Origin of the sequence: Leclercia pneumoniae (assembly GCF_017348915.1) — a bacterium.
Lineage (GTDB): Bacteria > Pseudomonadota > Gammaproteobacteria > Enterobacterales > Enterobacteriaceae > Enterobacter > Enterobacter pneumoniae.
This window is the reverse complement of the sequence record NZ_CP071383.1, coordinates 4,076,795-4,095,872: the sequence shown is the minus strand read 5'-3', so window position 1 is coordinate 4,095,872 and position 19,078 is coordinate 4,076,795. Positions and strand designations below refer to the sequence as shown.

The 19,078-nt window shown below is 55.7% G+C and carries 13 protein-coding genes and 1 pseudogene; 7 read left to right on the top strand and 7 right to left on the bottom strand.

The features are described 5' to 3' along the window. The first annotated feature begins 63 nt into the window (after positions 1 to 63). From hmsP to JZ655_RS19910, 3 genes are all read left to right on the top strand, one after another. Entirely contained in the window at positions 64 to 2,070 is a 2,007-nt protein-coding gene (hmsP, locus tag JZ655_RS19920) for a biofilm formation regulator HmsP (RefSeq protein ID WP_207292577.1), read from the top strand. A 158-nt stretch (positions 2,071 to 2,228) separates the two neighbouring features. Then, positions 2,229 to 3,515, top strand: a complete 1,287-nt coding sequence (gene dctA, locus JZ655_RS19915; protein WP_046886823.1) for a C4-dicarboxylate transporter DctC — start codon at positions 2,229 to 2,231, stop codon at positions 3,513 to 3,515. 225 nt (positions 3,516 to 3,740) lie between these two features. Beyond that, positions 3,741 to 5,228 (top strand): M16 family metallopeptidase, encoded by a 1,488-nt coding sequence (locus JZ655_RS19910; RefSeq protein WP_040078172.1) that lies wholly within the window; start codon positions 3,741 to 3,743, stop codon positions 5,226 to 5,228. 452 nt (positions 5,229 to 5,680) lie between these two features. On the opposite strand, the gene kdgK is transcribed toward JZ655_RS19910, so the two are convergent. Continuing rightward, on the bottom strand, positions 5,681 to 6,610 hold the full coding sequence (gene kdgK / locus JZ655_RS19905) for a 2-dehydro-3-deoxygluconokinase (protein WP_207292576.1): 930 nt from the start codon (positions 6,608 to 6,610) through the stop codon (positions 5,681 to 5,683). A gap of 231 nt (positions 6,611 to 6,841) precedes the next feature. Between kdgK and pdeH the strand changes: the two genes are divergently transcribed. Further along, positions 6,842 to 7,612 (top strand): cyclic-guanylate-specific phosphodiesterase, encoded by a 771-nt coding sequence (pdeH, locus tag JZ655_RS19900; RefSeq protein WP_207292575.1) that lies wholly within the window; start codon positions 6,842 to 6,844, stop codon positions 7,610 to 7,612. Positions 7,613 to 7,727: 115 nt separating this feature from the next. Next, positions 7,728 to 9,785 (top strand): AsmA family protein, encoded by a 2,058-nt coding sequence (locus JZ655_RS19895; protein WP_207292574.1) that lies wholly within the window; start codon positions 7,728 to 7,730, stop codon positions 9,783 to 9,785. A gap of 48 nt (positions 9,786 to 9,833) precedes the next feature. Here the strand turns inward: JZ655_RS19895 and JZ655_RS19890 are convergent, their stop codons facing one another. From JZ655_RS19890 to JZ655_RS19880, 3 genes are all read right to left on the bottom strand, one after another. Then, positions 9,834 to 11,156 carry an MFS transporter gene (locus tag JZ655_RS19890; protein ID WP_046886818.1) on the bottom strand — a complete coding sequence of 441 codons (1,323 nt, stop codon included), beginning with the start codon at positions 11,154 to 11,156 and terminating at the stop codon, positions 9,834 to 9,836. 272 nt (positions 11,157 to 11,428) lie between these two features. Next, positions 11,429 to 12,478: an inner membrane protein YhjD gene (gene yhjD / locus JZ655_RS19885; protein ID WP_046886817.1), complete on the bottom strand. Its 1,050-nt coding sequence runs from the start codon at positions 12,476 to 12,478 to the stop codon at positions 11,429 to 11,431. Between the two features lie 156 nt (positions 12,479 to 12,634). Then, a complete protein-coding gene (locus JZ655_RS19880) occupies positions 12,635 to 13,534 on the bottom strand; it encodes a LysR family transcriptional regulator (RefSeq protein WP_040078179.1) in 900 nt (299 codons plus the stop codon). Between the two features lie 119 nt (positions 13,535 to 13,653). Here JZ655_RS19880 and JZ655_RS19875 point away from each other — a divergent pair, with 119 nt between their 5' ends. After that, the gene (locus JZ655_RS19875; protein WP_207292573.1) at positions 13,654 to 14,412 is read left to right on the top strand and encodes an SDR family NAD(P)-dependent oxidoreductase; all 759 of its coding nucleotides are present in this window, start codon (positions 13,654 to 13,656) and stop codon (positions 14,410 to 14,412) included. Between the two features lie 5 nt (positions 14,413 to 14,417). Here JZ655_RS19875 and JZ655_RS19870 read toward each other — a convergent pair whose 3' ends face one another. Further along, on the bottom strand, positions 14,418 to 14,951 hold the full coding sequence (locus tag JZ655_RS19870) for a GNAT family N-acetyltransferase (protein WP_046886815.1): 534 nt from the start codon (positions 14,949 to 14,951) through the stop codon (positions 14,418 to 14,420). 149 nt (positions 14,952 to 15,100) lie between these two features. Between JZ655_RS19870 and JZ655_RS19865 the strand changes: the two genes are divergently transcribed. Next, positions 15,101 to 16,690, top strand: coding sequence for an STY4199 family HEPN domain-containing protein (locus JZ655_RS19865; RefSeq protein WP_046886814.1), 1,590 nt, complete (start codon positions 15,101 to 15,103; stop codon positions 16,688 to 16,690). 14 nt (positions 16,691 to 16,704) lie between these two features. Here JZ655_RS19865 and JZ655_RS19860 read toward each other — a convergent pair whose 3' ends face one another. Both JZ655_RS19860 and JZ655_RS19855 read right to left on the bottom strand, forming a co-directional pair. After that, the gene (locus tag JZ655_RS19860) at positions 16,705 to 18,354 is read right to left on the bottom strand and encodes an alpha,alpha-trehalase (protein WP_040078186.1); all 1,650 of its coding nucleotides are present in this window, start codon (positions 18,352 to 18,354) and stop codon (positions 16,705 to 16,707) included. A gap of 291 nt (positions 18,355 to 18,645) precedes the next feature. After that, positions 18,646 to 18,840, bottom strand: a pseudogene (locus JZ655_RS19855) (monooxygenase); the annotation flags it as partial. Between the last annotated feature and the right edge of the window lie 238 nt (positions 18,841 to 19,078).

The window sequence follows — 19,078 nt, the reverse complement described above, 5'->3', positions numbered from 1 at the left end:
TACTCAGGCGGCAGCGGGGTCATATCTGATTACCCCGCGTGTCGTGTTCTCTGGAGAGTCATTTTGCGTGTCAGCCGTTCATTAACTATCAAACAAATGGCGATGGTTTCCGCCGTCACTATGGTGTTTGTTTTCATCTTTTGCCTCATTCTGTTGGTTCATTCCATTCAGCAGAATCGCTACAACACGGCTACGCAACTTGAAAGCATTGCCCGTTCGGTTCGTGAACCGCTCTCTGCGGCCATCCTGAAAGGGGATATCCCGGAAGCAGAAACCATCCTTAAAGGGATCCAGCCGGCCGGCGTCGTCAGCCGGGCGGATGTGGTGTTGCCTAATCAGTTCCAGGCGCTGCGTATGCGCTTTATCCCTGAGCGTCCGGTGCCGATGATGGTAATGCGAATGGTCGAACTGCCGGTGCAAATCTCGCTCCCCATTTATTCGCTGGAACGCCCGGCAAATCCGCAGCCGCTGGCTTATCTGGTGCTCCAGTCAGACTCTTATCGCATGTTTAAATTTGTGATGAGCTGGCTATCAACGTTAGTGACTGCTTACTTACTGTTGACGCTGATGCTGACGGTGGCATTGACCTGGTGTATTAACCGACTGATTGTGCATCCGCTACGCCGTCTGGCCCGGGAACTCAATGATCTACCGGGAGAGTATCAGGTGGGTCACCAGCTGCCGTTGCCGCGCCTGCATCATGACGACGAGATCGGCATGCTGGTCCGCAGCTACAACATTAATCAACAGCGGATTTTGCGTCAGTATGACGAGATGAACTGCAATGCGACCCGCTTCCCGGTATCGGATTTACCGAACAAAGCGTTCCTGATGGGTCTGCTGGAGCAGACGGTCGCCCGCCAGCAGACGACGGCGTTGATGGTCGTGGCCTGTGAAACCTTGCAGGACACCGCCGGGGTATTGAAAGAGAGTCAGCGAGAGATGTTGCTGCTCACGCTGGTGGAAAAGATGAAATCCGTCCTTTCCCCGCGGATGGTGCTCTCTCAGGTCACGGGGTACGACTTCGTGATTATCGCCCATGGCGTGAAGGAGCCATGGCATGCCATCACATTAGGTCAGCAAGTGCTCACTGTCATTAACGAGCGGTTGCCGGTTCAGAGCATCCAGCTGCGCCCCAGCGCCAGCATTGGCATTGCCATGTATTACGGCGATCAGAGCGCCGAGCAACTTTACAGCCGGGCCTTCTCCGCCGCCTTTGCTGCGCGTCGCAAGGGTAAAAACCAAATCCAGTTCTTCGAACCCGAAGAGATGGAAAAGGCGCAGCAGCGCCTGACGGAAGAGAGCGATATCCTTAACGCGCTGGATAATCATCAGTTTGCCATCTGGCTGCAGCCGCAGGTTGAATTGAGTACGGGCCGGGTAAAAAGCGCCGAAGCGCTACTGCGTATGCAGCAGCCGGACGGCTCCTGGGAGCTGCCGGAAGGGTTAATCGAACGTATTGAAAACTGTGGGCTGATGGTGACGGTGGGCCACTGGGTGCTGGAGGAGTCTTGCCGGCTGCTCTCAGCCTGGCAGGCTCGTGGTATTACCCTGCCGCTGTCGGTCAATCTCTCTGCGCTGCAATTGATGCACCCGACGATGGTTTCAGAGCTGCTGGAGTTGATTCATCGCTATCAAATCCAGCCTGATACCCTGATTCTTGAGGTAACGGAAAGTCGCCGTATCGACGACCCGAACGAAGCGGTGGCGATTCTGCGTCCGCTGCGCAATGCCGGGGTACGTATCGCGCTTGATGATTTCGGTATGGGCTATGCGGGGCTGCGTCAGCTGCAGCATATGAAAACGCTGCCGGTGGACGTGTTGAAGATCGACAAGACCTTTGTGGAAGGTTTACCGGACGACAGCAGTATGGTGCAGGCCATTATTCAGATGGCGCAAAGCCTGACGCTGGACGTGATTGCCGAAGGGGTCGAAACCGAGGCTCAGCGCGACTGGCTGGCAGAGGCTGGCGTGAAGTATGGGCAGGGTTATCTCTTCGCCCGTGCCGTTCCACGCGATCTCTTTGAAGCGCATTACCTTTCTCCCCATGACACCCCCGCGTTGAATTAAAATGTTGCTGGCTTGTGCGAGCCAGCTCAAACTTTTTAACATTTGTGTTTCATTTCTGATCTGAGTCTGTATCTGTCCTGAGAGCCGGGTGGTATTTTAAATCCGCAGGTAATTATTACCCCTATAGTGCCTGTGGTTTTTCTTCCCAAGGACATCATATGAAAACCTCACTCTTCAAAAGTCTCTACTTTCAGGTGCTGACTGCGATTGCTATCGGCATTCTGCTGGGCCATTACTACCCTGAACTGGGCGCGCAGATGAAACCGCTAGGCGATGCGTTTGTTAAGCTCATCAAGATGGTTATCGCCCCGGTTATCTTCTGTACCGTGGTGACCGGTATCGCGGGCATGGAAAGCATGAAGGCGGTCGGTCGCACTGGCGCGGTCGCGCTGCTCTATTTTGAGGTGGTCAGCACCCTGGCGCTGATTATCGGCCTGATTATCGTGAACGTGGTGCAACCCGGCGCCGGCATGAACGTAGACCCCTCTACGCTCGATGCCAAAGCGGTCGCCGTCTACGCCGATCAGGCAAAAGATCAGGGTGTGGTGGCCTTCCTTCTGGATGTGATTCCCGGCAGCGTCATTGGCGCTTTTGCCAGCGGTAACATTTTGCAGGTACTGCTGTTTGCCGTGATGTTTGGCTTTGCGTTGCATCGCCTGGGAAGCAAAGGGCAGCTGATTTTTAATGTGATTGAAAGCTTCTCTCAGGTCATCTTCGGCATTATCAATATGATTATGCGTCTGGCACCTATCGGGGCCTTCGGGGCGATGGCGTTTACCATCGGTAAATATGGCGTGGGCACCCTGGTACAGTTGGGCCAGCTGATTATCTGCTTCTATATCACCTGTATTCTGTTTGTAGTGGTGGTGCTGGGGAGTATTGCAAAGGCCACCGGCTTCAATATCTTTAAGTTCATCCGCTATATCCGCGAAGAGCTGCTCATCGTGCTGGGTACCTCCTCATCCGAGTCGGCGCTGCCACGTATGCTCGATAAAATGGAGAAGCTGGGCTGCCGCAAATCGGTGGTGGGGCTGGTCATTCCGACGGGCTACTCTTTTAACCTGGATGGCACCTCGATTTACCTGACCATGGCCGCGGTATTTATCGCTCAGGCGACCAACAGCCACATGGATATTTTCCATCAAATCACGCTGCTGGTCGTGTTGCTGCTCTCTTCGAAAGGGGCGGCCGGGGTGACGGGCAGCGGCTTTATCGTCCTGGCGGCAACCATTTCAGCGGTGGGTCATCTGCCGGTGGCGGGGCTGGCGCTGATCCTCGGTATTGACCGCTTTATGTCTGAAGCTCGTGCGCTGACTAACCTGGTCGGTAACGGGGTAGCGACCATCGTGGTCGCGAAGTGGGTGAAAGAGCTGGATCATAAAAAGCTCGACGATACCCTCAATAATCGTGCGCCAGACGGCAAAACGCACGGTTTATCCTCCTAAAATCTGCTCTCAGGCCCGCATTCCCTTGTCGGAGTGCGGGCTCCTGCGCATAATGGCCCCTCATACCTGTCATAATTCGACAAGATTTTTTTCGGGTATATTTCACTTCATGCCGTGACGTTTCGCTTAACGCGCGGTCTAATCGGAGTGTTTTGAATATCGTCTTTAGAGTGCTCCAGGGCGTGTAGCACTCTTTTTAACCAGGAATGTTGATCAGGGGTTCACATGCAGGGCACAAAAATTCGACTCTTAACCGGCGGTTTGCTGATGATGGCAGCAGCCAGTTACGTGCACGCTGATGCGCTCCAGCCCGATCCTGCATGGCAACAGGGGACGCTGGCGAACGGCTTCCAGTGGCAGGTCCTCTCGACGCCTCAGCGTCCCAGCGATCGGATTGAAATCCGCCTCTCGGTAAATACGGGCTCCCTGACGGAAAGCACGCAGCAGACCGGCTTTAGCCACTTTATCCCCCGGCTGGCGCTGACCCAAAGCGGCAGCCTGCAGGCTGTGCAGGTGCGTTCACTGTGGCAACAGGGCATCGACCCGAAACGCCCACTCCCGCCTGCCGTGGTCTCTTATGACTACACCATGTTTAACCTCAGCTTGCCGAACAACCGTAATGATTTGCTCAAAGAGGCGCTGACCTGGCTCTCTGATACCGCAGGCAACGTCTCCATTACCCCTGAAACCGTTAACTATGCGCTGAGCAACAGTGACATGGTTGCCACCTGGCCGGCGGATACCAAAGAGGGCTGGTGGCGCTATCGCCTCAAGGGATCAACGCTGCTCGGCCACGATCCGGCGGAGCCGCTGAAGCAGCCGGTTGATATTGAACAGGTTAAATCTTTCTACCAGAACTGGTACACCCCGGATGCGATGACCCTGATTGTGGTGGGTAACGTCGACGCCCGTGCGGTAGTAGAGCAGATCAATAAAACCTTCGGCGAACTGAAAGGTAAACGCCATACGCCGGCGCCAGTGCCGACCTTGTCGCCGCTGCGTGCCGAACCTGTCAGCATCATGACCGACACAGTGCGTCAGGATCGTCTCTCAATCATGTGGGATGGCCCGTGGCAGCCTATTCGGGAATCCGCAGCCCTGCTGCGTTACTGGCGTGCAGATTTAGCCCGTGAAGCGCTGTTCTGGCATGTTCAGCAGACGCTTAGCAAGAACAACACTAAAGATATCGGTCTGGGCTTTGATTGCCGGGTACTGTTCCAGCGTGCACAGTGCGCCATTAACGTTGAGTCGCCGAACGATAAGCTGAACGCGAATATGGCGGTGGTGGCGAAAGAGCTGGCGAAGGTACGTGACAACGGGCTGCCGGTAGAAGAGTTTAACGCGCTGGTGGCGCAAAAGGGCCTTGAGCTGCAAAAGCTGTTTGCCACCTATGCGCGCACAGATACCGATATCCTGATCAGTCAGCGTATTCGCTCCCTGCAAAACCAGGTGGTGGATATCGCGCCGGAGCAGTATCAGAAACTGCGCCAGGACTTCCTGAGCGGCCTGACGGTGGAGATGCTGAACCAGGATCTGCGTTCGCAGCTTTCACAGGATATGGCACTGATTCTGCTGCAGCCGAAGGGCGAGCCTGAGTACAACATGAAAGAGCTGCAAGAAACCTGGAGTAATATTATGGTGCCTGCGCAGAGTGCGGCTCCCGTTGTTTCTGGCGATCATCAGGACGTGACGGATATTCCGCAGGCGCAGTAAGGTGGGCGTTCGCGCAAAGATAAACGGTGGTAATGCCGATCGGTTAAGTGCGGTGGAATTGTTCCGTTCACCTCATGTTCAGCAGAATATGGCATTACACCACCCGTGAACGTGACAAGGGGGACCGCCGGGTCCCCCTTGTCAATCCCCGCGGCCCCGCAACGAAATCGGTGCTTCGTACTGCGCTCACCTCCCGACCTCCTGCCTGCGGTCGGCTCAACTCGACATCCCTGTCTCGCTTCGCCTCTGGCCGCCATCCATGGCGTCCAGCCCTTGTCATCCGGTCTCCGGTTCGCCGATTTCAGCGGGGAGTCAACACCCGTGCCCCGGTCAGGCCGCAGAGTGGCCGACAAAAAGCAGAGATGCCTTAGTGAACGGAACCTTTCCACTTCAGTGACATAGAAATACCGGATTGCTTAACCGATCGGCATTACAACCCAGGTAGCCGTTTTTTAGTGCGGCATCGCCTCACGGGGAATAATCGCCCCGCGATACTGAATCACCGTACTGGCAGTGAGGTGGCCGCGCTGGGCTGCCGCTTCCGGCGTGCCGCCTGTCAGGCGTACGGCCAGATAACCGGCGCTAAATGAATCGCCCGCGGCTGTAGTATCAATCACTTTTTCCTTCGCCAGCTTCACTGCCGGAACGTCGATAACCGGCTGACCGGCAACCGCGACCAGACAGGAATCGGCACCGCGCTTGATCACCACCTCAGAGACGCCTGCCGCCTGCGTCCGGGCAATCACCTCATCCACCGGCTTTTCGCCCCACAACGCATCTTCGTCGTCGAGGGTTAAGAAAGCGATATCGGTACATTGCAGCATCTGGGAGTAGACCTGCTGCGTCTCTTCGCGGCTGGCCCACAAACGTGGACGGTAGTTGTTATCGAAGATTACTTTGCCACCATTAGCCCGGCATTCACGCAGCAGAGAGAGCAGCTTATCACGGCTACCCTGGCTCAGGATGGCGAGGCTGATGCCGCTCAGATAGAGATAGTCGAACGTAGCCAGCTCTTCGCAAATGCGCGCCGCGTCATCGCTCTCCAGCCAGAACTTCGCCGCCGCTTCATTGCGCCAGTAGTAGAAGGTACGCTCGCCAGTGCTGTCGGTTTCGATGTAGTAAAGCCCAGGCAGACGATTTTCCATGCGCTGAGTCAGGGAGGTATCGACGTTCTCCGCCTGCCAGCTCTCCAGCATCTGCTGGCTGAAATTATCGGTACCCAGTGCCGTGACATAGTTCACTGACAGCGCATCAGGGGAGACCTGACGGGCAATGTAGACCGACGTGTTCAATGTATCGCCACCAAAGCCGCGGCTCACTTCCGCGTCTTTTTGGGAGAGTTCAATCATGCATTCGCCAATGACGGCAATCTTTTTGGACATAATCTTGAACCTGAAGAGTGAAATTAGAGGTAGTGTGCTCTGGCACCGTTTAGTGGTCAACCATATTAAAACGACGTTCCATTATTTTTTTGAACTGGAACAGGTTCCGCTTCAGTTTCTGTCATCAGAATTTCATTTTCGCCTGCAACCAGCCTTAAAGTTCTTATCTCCTGCGCCGATAACCTTTGACGAGTCCCGTCAGCTCATCTCCCATTCAACAGGACATCTGAAATGAAGTTACAGCAGGATATCCAGCGGCTAGTTGTTCCTCAGGCAAGTATTGAGAACTTGCAGGAGCATCGCTACTGGCTGCAATGTGAGCGCGCTTACACCTGTCAGCCCATCTATCGCATTGATGGCACGCTGATGGCCGTTGAGATCCTGACCATCGTGACGCATCCGTCAACGCCCGATCAGCGTATCGCGCCGGATCGCTACTTTGCGGAAATTCCGGTGCGCAAACGTCTGGATGTGCTGGAAGAACAGCTCACCATGCTGGCGGAAAAGCAGCCCTTTTTCATGCAGCATAAGATCCTCGCCTCGGTAAACGTCGATGGCCCTACGCTGATGGCGGTGCGTCAGGATGAGACGTTAAAGCAGCTCATCGCTACGCTGCCGTGGATCCGCTTTGAGCTGGTTGAGCATATACGCTTACCGCAAGATTCGACCTTCGCTGCAATGTGCGAGTTTGCTCCGCTGTGGCTGGACGACTTCGGTACCGGCATGGCCAACTTCTCGGCTCTGAGCGAAGTGCGCTATGACTACATCAAAGTGGCGCGCGATCTCTTCATCATGCTGCGCCAAACACCGGAAGGGCGGAACCTGTTCACCCTGTTGCTTCAGCTGATGAACCGCTACTGCCAGGGGGTCATTGTCGAGGGCATCGAGACGCTGGAAGAGTGGCGAGACGTGCAAAGCTCTCCGGCCGCTGCTGCGCAGGGTTACTTCCTCTCTCGCCCCGTCCCGATGGACACGCTCGAAAACGTCATCCTTACTCTGTAGGTTTTGGCTGCTTCCCATAATAGTGCGTGAATGACGCGCTATTACCGGACGCAGCCGCCGCTTTCCCGTTGCCTGCGCTATATTCTAGAAAGACAAGCGAAAAAGGGAGTGCGGAATGACCAAGACAACAAAGATAATCACCTGGTCGCTAGGGATCTTCTTGTTGTTGATTGTGGTGATAATCGTCATTATTGCGACGTTTGACTGGAATCGCCTCAAACCGACCATCAACCAGAAAGTCTCGACTGAGTTAAACCGGCCATTCGCCATTCGTGGTGATTTGGGCGTAGTGTGGGAGCGCCAGAAAGAGGAAACCGGCTGGCGCAGCTGGGTTCCATGGCCACACATCCATGCTAACGACATCATTCTCGGCAACCCGCCGGATATCCCCGAAATTACCATGGTGCATCTGCCGCGTGTAGAGGCCACGCTGGCGCCGCTGGCGCTGTTCACTAAAACGGTCTATCTACCGTGGATCAAGTTGCAACAGCCGGATGCCCGGCTGATCCGTCTGTCGGAAAAAAAGAACAACTGGACCTTTGATCTGGCGGGGAGTGACGAAGAAAAAGATCCCAACGCCAAACCGTCCTCCTGGTCTTTCCGCCTGGATAATATCCTCTTCGATCGCGGACGGATCGATATCAACGATGCGGTGACGAAGGCAGATATTGAGATCTTTGTCGATCCGCTGGGTAAACCGTTGCCCTTTAGCGAAGTGACGGGGAACAAAGGCAAAAAAGATAAGGTCGGTGATTACGTCTTTGGCCTGAAGGCGGAAGGGCGCTACAACGACCAGCCTTTAAGCGGCAAGGGTAAAATTGGCGGTATGCTGGCCCTGCGAAGCGAAGGCACGCCGTTCCCGGTACAGGCTGATTTCCGCTCTGGCAATACGCGGGTGGCCTTCGTTGGCACGGTAAACGACCCGATGAAAATGGGTGGTGTTGATCTCCAGCTGAAATTTGCCGGGGATTCGCTGGGCGAGCTTTATGAGCTGACTGGCGTGCTGCTGCCCGATACTCCACCGTTTGAAACCGACGGTCATCTGGTCGCGAAAATTGATACCGAAAAGTCGTCGGTCTATGACTATCGCGACTTTAATGGCCGCATCGGCGACAGTGATATCCACGGCTCGCTAACCTACACCACCGGCAAGCCGCGGCCGAAGCTTGAAGGGGATCTGGAGTCCCGGCAGCTGCGCCTCGCCGACCTGGGCCCGCTGATCGGGGTGGATTCGGGCAAGGGTGCCGAGCGCGCGAAACGCGCCGAGCAGAAAAAGGGTGAGAAAAGCGCTCAGCCTGCCGGCAAGGTGCTACCAAACGATCGTTTTGAAACAGATAAATGGGACGTGATGGACGCCGATGTGCGTTTCAAAGGCCGCCGTATTGAACATGGCAGTAGCCTGCCCATTAGCGATCTCTCTACCCATATTCTGCTGAAAAATGCCGACCTGCGCCTGCAGCCGCTGAAGTTCGGCATGGCGGGCGGAACCATCTCATCAAATATTCATCTGGAAGGGGATAAAAGCCCCATGCGTGGGCGGGCAGATATTCAGGCGCGGCGGCTGAAGTTAAAAGAGCTGATGCCTGACGTCGAATTAATGCAGAAAACCCTCGGTGAAATGAACGGTGATGCTGAGATCCGCGGTACCGGTAATTCCGTGGCTGCTCTGCTGGGTAACGGCAACGGTAACCTGAAGCTACTGATGAACGATGGACTGATCAGCCGTAACCTGATGGAGATCCTCGGCCTGAATGTGGGCAACTTTATCATTGGTCAGATTTTTGGCGATGATGAAGTGCGGGTGAACTGCGCGGCGGCCAATATCGATCTGGCCAACGGCGTTGCCCGACCGCAGATCTTCGCCTTCGATACGGAGAATGCGGTCATCAACGTGACGGGCACCGCCAGCATGGCCTCTGAGCAGCTCGACCTCACCATCAATCCGGAAAGTAAGGGCATCCGTATCGTTACGCTGCGCTCGCCGCTGTACGTACGCGGAACCTTTAAAAATCCGGATGCGGGGGTGAAAGCCGGGCCGTTGATTGCCCGTGGTGCGGTGGCCGCGGCGCTGGCAACACTGGTAACGCCGGCGGCGGCGCTGCTGGCGTTGATTTCACCGTCTGAAGGGGATGCGAATCAGTGTCGGAATATACTGGCACAGATGAAAAAGTAAGGCGCAGGACGTAAAAAAAACGGCAACCCACAGGTTGCCGTTTTACGTTTACAGCGACTGATGCCGCGTTTCGTGCGTCAGCAGCAAGGCAATCAGCGTCAGAGCTGCCATCGCGGCCAGGTAGACACCCACGTAGAACAGTCCGTAGTTTGCCTGTAACCAGGTGGCGATGTAGGGCGCCACGGAAGCCCCCAGAATCGACGAGACGTTATAGGAGAACGAGGCACCGGTATAACGCACTTCAGTCGGGAACAACTCAGGCAGAAGCGCACCCATCGGGCCAAAGGTCAACCCCATCAGGCTCAGGCCAATCAGCAGGTAGGCCATCACCAGCGCCGGGCTGCCGGAACCCAGCAGCGGCGGGAAGACGAACAGCGCAAACAGGATAATCAGCGAGGTGATGGTGATCATGCTCGCGCGGCGGCCAAATTTATCCGCCAGCAGGCCGGCGATAGGCACCATCACGCCAAAGCCAATCACCGCCATCATCAACATCCACAGCACTTCATTACGCGGCAGCCCCAGGCCGACCGGCGCAGGCGCGGTGCTGTAGGTCATGGAGTAGACGGTCATGATATAGAACAGGGTATAAGTTGCCAGCATGATAAAGGTGCCGAGCACGGTCACGCGGACATGTTTGGTCAGCAGCGTACCCATCGGCACTTTAACCTGCTTTTTGGCCGCTGCGACTTTGGCGAATACCGGCGTCTCGTGCAGCGAGACGCGCACATACAGGCCAATCAGCACCAGCACGGCAGAGAAAATAAACGGAATACGCCAGCCCCAGTTCATAAACTGCTCATCATTCAGCAGCCAGGAGAGCAGCAGGAAGGTCCCGTTAGCAAAGAAGAAGCCAATCGGGGCACCCAGCTGCGGGAAGGAGCCGTACAGTGCACGTTTACGTGCGGGGGCGTTCTCGGTGGCCAGCAGCGCCGCGCCGCCCCATTCACCGCCCAGACCCAGACCCTGACCAAAACGCGCCAGCGCCAGCAACACCGGCGCCAGAATGCCGATGGTCTCGTAAGTGGGCAGCAGGCCGATGGCGACGGTAGAGATCCCCATGGTCAGCAGCGAAGCAACCAGCGTGACTTTGCGGCCAATACGGTCACCAAAGTGACCAAAGAGCGCGGAACCAATCGGCCGCGCCACAAAGGCGATGGCAAAGGTCGCCAGAGACTGCAGCGTCGCGGCGGTCGGGTCGCCCTGCGGGAAGAAGATATGTGGAAAGACGATAACCGCAGCGGTCGCGTAAATGTAGAAGTCGAAAAACTCGATGGCGGTGCCAATCAGAGAGGCGACAACGACTTTGTTACGTGAGTTAACCGGGGCGTTTTCCTGTTGTGAATCGAGAGTTGTGGTTGTGGCCTGCATAAACTTTTCTTATTTTTGGCGAACGAACGGCCATATTACGCACAGCAAAAGCGACATTTCAATCTGTAACAAACCCGGCGGGAGGGCAAAAAAGCAGCAAAAAGGGGATAATGTTCAGCCCGCTAAAATAGCTTCTATGAAATGCTTCACATAAATTTAAACTTGGTGGAAAAAACTGGTTTTTGGTTAAATAAAAGTTACAGGCTGGATTTATATGCTGAAATGATGGATCGGGCTGAAATTTTGCGTTTTTATTCAGCCCGATGATGTCACTAGCGGTGGGTTTTGCCCGGCATTCGCCGGTCATCTTTGTACTCGGCGGTGGCGATCCACGCTGCGCAGAACAGGGTCAGACGCGCAAAGAAGTAGAAGAATGCCATCAGCCCCAGCACCGAACCAAAGGCGGCGCCAGAGGGGGATTTCACCAGCGAAGGCAGCGTATAGGTCATCACGATTTTGATGATCTCAAAACCGATAGCGGCAATCAGCGTACCCCGCATCAACGCCTTACGACGGGGCCGATGGCGTGGCAGGCGCCAGAAGATCCAGAAGAAGAGCAGATAGTTCGCCAGGATTGAAATAGCTAATCCAATCAGTCGCCAAGCGGGTTTTAGCCACTCGATATTATCAAGATAGAGCGCTGAGATAATCATCTGCTGTGCCGAACCGGCCACCGAGGTGATAGAGAGAGTGACAATCAGCGCCACCAGCAGGCCAATCAGCGAGATAAAATCACGGAAGTATTTCAGCCAGATCTTCTCCTGATCCTGCGGCGTGCGCTCCCAGACGTCACGCGACTGGGCGCGGATCGCCTCGCGCAAGTTCCCCATCCAGTTAATACCCGAGTAGAGGGCAATCAATAGCCCGACAATCCCTACCGTGGTGCGCTGCTGAATCGCAGTATTAATGGTGCTTTTCAGAGTGGAGGCAAGCGTCGGATCGCTAACGTTCATCAAGATTTTACCGAAGATATCCTGCAGCAGGGTCGGATGCGACGCGAGCACAAAGCCTGCTGCCGCAAAGGAGACCATCAGGATGGGAATCATCGATAAAAACGAGAAGTAGGTAATGGCGGCGCCAAACTGATTACCCAGCCGATCGTTAAATCGCTCGGTGGCTCGCAGGATGTGGGCAATCATTGGGCGCTGCTGTACGAGCTGAACCAGCAGCTTCGCTTTTTCGACCAGGCTTCCCGCACTGCTTACATCGTGGCTTGTCACTTCCGCGTTTTCTGATGCCGCGGAAGGCGGGGTGGTGTCCATTTTTTTGACTGGTTCGTAATCCAGTTCCTGTACAGGGCGTTGCTGGTTGTTGTCCGGCATCGGTGACGTTTTCCTTTTCGGTACGCAGGATGTTCCTGAAATTATATACCCTAAATAATTCATGCTGCTTGCCACGGCCCCGGCGGCTAAGGCTCGGGAGAGCGAATCACAGGCCAATGCCTGGGCCGCGTGAAGTATCACGGGTACAGATTCAGTCTAGTCTACGTACGCCTTCATTAATTCTGTTAGCCACTCCATAAACAGGCGAACCCGGCGGGAGAGGTTGCGGCGGTGGGGATAAATTAGCGAAACCGGCATCGGGCCCGGACGATATTGTGGCAGGATCTCCAGCAGCTTTTTGGCGCGCAGCGCGTCGCGAGCCCCGACGCGTGGCACCTGAATAATCCCCAGACCCGCCAGAGCGGAGGCGTGATAAGTTTCGGTACTGTTCACCGTCAGGATGCCGCCGGTTTTAACCCAGCGGGTGCTCTCACCGTCATAATATTCAAAGCCCTGCGGGCGACTCCCCAGATTGAGCGCATAATGCACCACCGCGTGAGAGGCTAAATCGTCCAGCGTCTCCGGATAGCCAAAACGCGTCAGATAATCGGGGCTGGCGCAGTTGATGACTGACAGTTTGCCCAGCGGGCGTGCAATAAGACCAGAATCTTTCAGAGTGCCGACGCGCACCACGCAGTCGAATCCTTCCCGAATCACATCCACCAGACGGTCACTACTGCTCAACTCCAGTTCGATACCGGGATACTGCTGTAAAAACTGGGGCAGTCGCGGAATGACTAAATTTCGTGCAATGGCCACCGGCATATCCACCCGCAGTCGTCCGCTGATACTGGCAGGGTCGAGCAAAAAAAGACCATCCAGTTCGTCGAGGTTTGCCAGCAGATCTTTTGCCCGCTCGTAATAGACCATTCCGTCCTGCGTAAGGCTGACGCGGCGGGTGGTCCGGTGCAGTAATTGCGTGCCAAGCCCGTTCTCCAGCGCCTGAATTTGCCGGGATACGCTCCCTTTAGGCAGGCCTAAAGAGTCCGCTGCGCGAGAAAAACTCTCCAGTTCCGCGACACGAATGAAGAGCTGCATTGCGTGAATTTTATCCATAGGTTGCGCTCATTGTTGTTCAAGTCGAAACAGTAAAGCGTTACTGGCTACCTTTATTGATTTTCTATCACCTTATAAGCTCTTTCTCAACGACCACAACAGCCGAAACGAGGTTTCTTATGAGTGAACGTATAGCCATTGTGACCGGCGGCAGCCGGGGATTGGGGAAAAACGCGGCGCTGAAGCTGGCTGCGAAAGGTGTCGGAATTATCCTCACCTGGAATAGCAGCCAACAGGAAGCGCTCGATGTTGTTCGCGAAATTGAGCAAAAAGGGGTGAAAGCCGCAGCGTTACAGTTGAACGTCGGCGAAGTTGCCGGCTTCGAACATTTTGCTCAGCAGGTCGGGGAGACCCTCAGGCAGCACTGGCAGCGCGACAGCTTCGACTATTTATTGAACAATGCTGGGGTGGGTTTATATGCCCCCTACGTTGAAACCAGCGAAGCGCAATTTGATAACGTCATGAACATCCATTTAAAAGGTCCGTTTTTCCTGACGCAGCGTCTCCTGCCGCTGATGAGAGACGGGGGACGGATTTTGAACGTCTCTTCCGGGCTGGCACGCTTTGCGCTACCAGGGTCCAGCACCTATGCAGCGATGAAAGGGGCGATGGAGGTGTTAACCCGCTATCAGGCGAAAGAGCTGGGGGAACGCGGCATTAGCGCCAATATCATCGCGCCAGGGGCGATTGAAACTGATTTCGGTGGCGGCATGGTACGTGATAATGCCGAGCTGAATCAGCAGATCGCCGCGCAAACCGCGCTGGGGCGCGTAGGTCTGCCGGATGATATTGGTGATGCTATCGCCGCGCTGCTCAGCGATGAGCTGGGCTGGATGAACGCCCAGCGCATTGAAGTCTCGGGCGGTATGTTCCTGTAAGCCGGTTACGCCTGCTGATACTCTTTTTTCAGCAGGCCAAACAGCCAGTCATTATGCCACCGGCCAGCCAACTGATAATTTTCTCGCAGCTCGCCTTCCAGCACAAAACCCTGCTTCTCCAGCAGCCGCCTGGAGGGCAGGTTTCCGGCCGTCACGGTGGCAGTTAACCGGCGAATTCCCCCCTCGTTAAAGGCAAAATCACACACCGCTTTTAACGATTCAAAGCCATATCCCAGACCCTGCGCCTGCGGGGCGAATAAGAATCCCACCTCGGCAATATCCTCTTCATGATGCAGATATCCCGTTACGCCCAGTGGCGTCTGGCTGAGGGTGTCCCGAACCAGCAAGCATAACCAGTGCGCGCTGCCAGGCGTCCACTCGGGCAGGCGGGATTCAAAGGCCTCCCGGATCGCCGTTTCCGGGCGGTTATCTGCAACGTAGCGCATCACGTCCGGGTCTTGCTGAAGCGCCAGGAAAAAGGACCAATCCGCTTCGCCCAGCGGCGAGCAGGTTAAACGCGGGGTATGCAGTACCGGCATCAGGCTTATCCCATAAATTGTGTTAATGATTATACGGCTGTCACTGTAATACCATAGATTCTCAGGTATGGTTAAGCCTGTATAAATAAAAGAAAAAAGTCGCATAGAGACGACCCCATATCTGTTTTCATTTTACGGAAAGGAAAATGATGACCCTCAGCAAAACGCATCACGTCCGGGAACAGTTTGAACACTGTCTGGGTATCATTCGTCAGGCGTCGGTGGAGATCCTACTGCTCCTGAAAGTGCATGTATCGGAAGGCAAGGATCCCCGCTGGTTTCTGGAACAGCTAGATAACGCGCGCCTCGGCCTGGGCGGTTGGGCGGCGGTGGCGAAGCGGCTACACCTGAACGACGCTGAAATGTCGAACTTCACGCTCCAGCTGCGCCTGCTGCAACAGCGTGTACCACAGTATGAGAGTGGACAGGATGTCAGCGACAACCAGCTGATTGCGGCGACGCGTTTTGTCACGGCCCTTGAGCATGTGCGCCAGCAACAGCCCCTTCTGACCTACAGCACCGAGCTTGCCCCGGCGGATGAGGCGCAACAGCTGCAGGCGCAAAAACAGGTGCGCGCAGTCGAGATGATGCTGAAAGCGCTGGTGCTAAAAGCCTGGCCCGATCCTACGCGTCTGAACAATCACCTAAAAACCCTGTTCAGCGCCGATCAGGTTCGACGCTGGCTACGACAGGGCGAACGCAACGATGTGCTGAGCGGCATGAAATTCAGCGAGCTGGCGCTGATGGTCGTGGATAAAAAGGAGTTTTCCCGCTATTACGCTGCGCTTTTCAGCGATCAGCACCATCTCACCCTGCTGGTGGAGCCGCGAAAAACGCTGCAAACCTTCCTCGACGATATACGCCAGATCCGTAATACGCTGCTGGCCGGAGAGGCCTTGACCCCGGCACAGATTGTCTTAATGGACAGCTACTACGACCAGATTGCCAGCCCGGTGCAGCGTGCCTTTGAGCAGGGGCGTACCCGGGTTAATCCGGCAGCGTTGCTGGCGGTGGAGACCAACGACCTGCACCGCTTCTGGGAGCATGCGCAGCAGAAAAACAAGGCGGCCGGCGGCGATAGCGATGAAATTGGTGAGAATATCGATAAACCGCAACGACGGGCAGAGCGCACGCCGGAGCAGCGCGATCAGCTTATCTCCGGGCTGCTCTGGGGGGCTGTAGGGGTCATGGTGCTGGCGATGCTGGCAGGGGGCGTCTGGCTCTTCGTTGGCGATTCGCAGCCCCGGGCCGCGGAAGTGGTCGTTCAGACCCAGCAGCCGGAAGATATGCGTGACACCCCTTCATCGCGGGACACCCTGACGCGGATGGGCATCACCTGGGATGAGAACAACTTCCGTTCGGCCATCGATCGTAATGATGCCCGCGTGGTGCAGCTCTTTCTGAAAGGGGGAATGGACTGGAAAGTCTCCTGGACTGAGCAGGCGCACTCGGCGGGTAACGTTGCCGTACTGGAGATGTTGATGCGCTATCGCCTGCAAATGACGGAGCAGAAGCCCTGTCGGCGGTTTATCACTACCCTGAGCCATGCCATGTCATCCGGCGAGAAGCTCACGAGCACGCGCAAAACCTGGCTGCAGGCTTTTTGCACCGTGCCGGCGGTAGTGGCGCGTCAACGTTATGAAGTTGAGCAGGCCACCCGCCGGGCGCAGGCGCAGCCGGATGCCAGCAGCAAAAAGTGGCAGGGTATCCAGACGGAAATTTATGAAGTGATTCGCTAGCGCGCTGAGGGGAGCTACGGCTCCCCATATAGCCCAATCAGGCGACGAATCACGCCGTTTGTCCAGCCAAAGCCATCCTGCAGCGGGTACTCCCCCCCGCCACCTTCACGAGGCGTACTGCTGGCGATGTGGTACTTCTCGATCAGCTTGTGGTGCTCCTTGTAATAGTGGTTCACCGTTTGCAGCCAGCTCCAGGCAATTTCATCGCCGAGCGAGTCGTTGCCATACTGTTTGAACCCCTGGATCGCCATCCATTGCAGCGGGGCCCAGCCGTTGGGTTTATCCCACTGTTCGCCGGTCTCATACTCCGTGGCCATGATGCCGCCTGGCGTCAGCAGACGCGCTTTTACGGCATCGGACAAACGTTCGGCCTGCTCATGCGTCGACATTCCTACGTACAGCGGCACGATGCTGGCTGCAGAGAACAGGGCCATTTCCTCGCGTCGCCAGTCGTAGTCACGATAGCAGCCCGTCTCTTCATCCCACAGATAACGGTTCACCGCCGCGCGACGATCGCTCGCCTTCTGATGGAAAATCTCTGCGGTCTCTTTATCCCCTTTCGACGCCGAAATGTTGGCGATGGCGCTCTCCAGCTTGAAGAGGAACGCGTTCAGGTCGATAGGGATAAACTGCGTCGTGCGGATGCTCGCCAGCCGTGACGGATCGCGCAGCCAGCGGGAGGAGTAGTCCCAGCCCGAAGCCGCCCCGGCGCGCAAGTCGCGATAAACTTCGTTCGGCGGACGGCCAGAGTGGCGGGCCGTTTCCACGTCTTCGATCCAGGATTCATCGCGCGGAGTGTCACGGTCATCCCAGTAGCGGTTGAGCAGAGAGCCGTCCGGCATACGCACTGCGCTACGATAAGCCTGGTTGAGCAGCAGCGACTCGGCGCCGTCCATCCAGAATGCGTATTCCATCTTCAGATGGTCCAGATAGCGCTTCGCGCCGCGTACGCCATCCTCTTCGAACAGCTCGACCATCAGGGCGAAGACGGGCGGCTGGGAGCGGCTCAAGTAGTAGGTACGGTTGCCGTTCGGAATGTGACCGTAGCGCTCAATCAACCACGCAAAGTTATCCGCCATACATTTCAGCAGATCGTTGCGGCCGCTCTCGGCCAGCCCCAGCATGGAGAAATAGGAGTCCCAGTAGTAGGTTTCGCTGAAACGGCCGCCGGGCACGATATAGGCCTGCGGCAATACCAGCAGTGATGACCACGGGATATGATCCTGCGGCTCGCGCGTCAGCACCGGCCACAGGTTATCAATGTGCTCTTTCAGGGACAGACCAGGGTCAGAGATGTACTCTTTGCTGTAGTCTTCCGGCAGCCAGAAGTGGTTCTCCACAAACTGGCGCAAGTTAAAGTCCCGGTGGCGTCTGACTTTACGGTAGCGGATAAGGATATCCAGCGGATCCATCTTTGGCGCGCAGTCGGGGAACGTTTTGCTGTCTGCAAAGAGTCGCGTCGACTGAACGTGCTCAAACAATTCAAGGTAACGATCGGCCGGGGTCAGCGCATCAGATGCGGGCAACCCCTCGATCATTTCCGGTTCCGGCTCCGCCTCAATCATCTCATCCAGTTTTAACTCGCAGGGATCGGTTTCGTAGCGAATCTCTTCCGCAATCTCGAACTCGATAACCTCTGCTGCCTGTAATTTCTGGTTGAACATGGTGGTGTGGACCTCCGGTTTTGTCGTAACAAATACGGGTTTTTCCCGGTCGTCTTTTAAGCGTAGACATTCGCTTCGGTGAATGCGGTGCGAAGTGTGCGGTTGATCACGCTTTCATCCCCGCTAACGACGCGCAAAAAACACATTAACCCAATGAATTTACAACGTTAAAAGGTATTTTAAGGACGTTAAGCGGGGAATGAAAAATCAGAGCATTCGTTGTCGCGCATTCTCATGAACCGTGGCTGCGGTGTGACTGGCTTTCTGGTTCGCGTTAGCGCTCTCGCCCAGCGCCTTACTGGCTGCTTTTTCTGCATGTGCGGCACTGTACGCGGCGAGATGCGAAATCACAATCGCGTAGATACTCATTAGTGACACCCACAGGATGCTGTTTTTCCACCACAGCAGGGTAGGTATCGTCAGTATGGTCCAGGCGAGGGCCAGGACGAGGTGTATCTTCGACATAAACGTCGCGGTAATTTTCAGATGCATGTTCTCTACTCAGTCTTAAATTATTTTCTGAAGGGCACGGCTTAGCGCCTTTTAAGATTAGCCAACTCCCTGGCCGACAACGGGCTATTTTGTTACCGTTTGTACATAAGTCCATGAGGCGTGCCTTTGCCGCTAACGTCACCCGCTTTACCCGCAGGGAAAGTGGATTAACGCTGTTAGCAACCTGGCAGCAGGTGGAGAAGACGGGGCGAAGGAGGGGGCGTGATCTCCC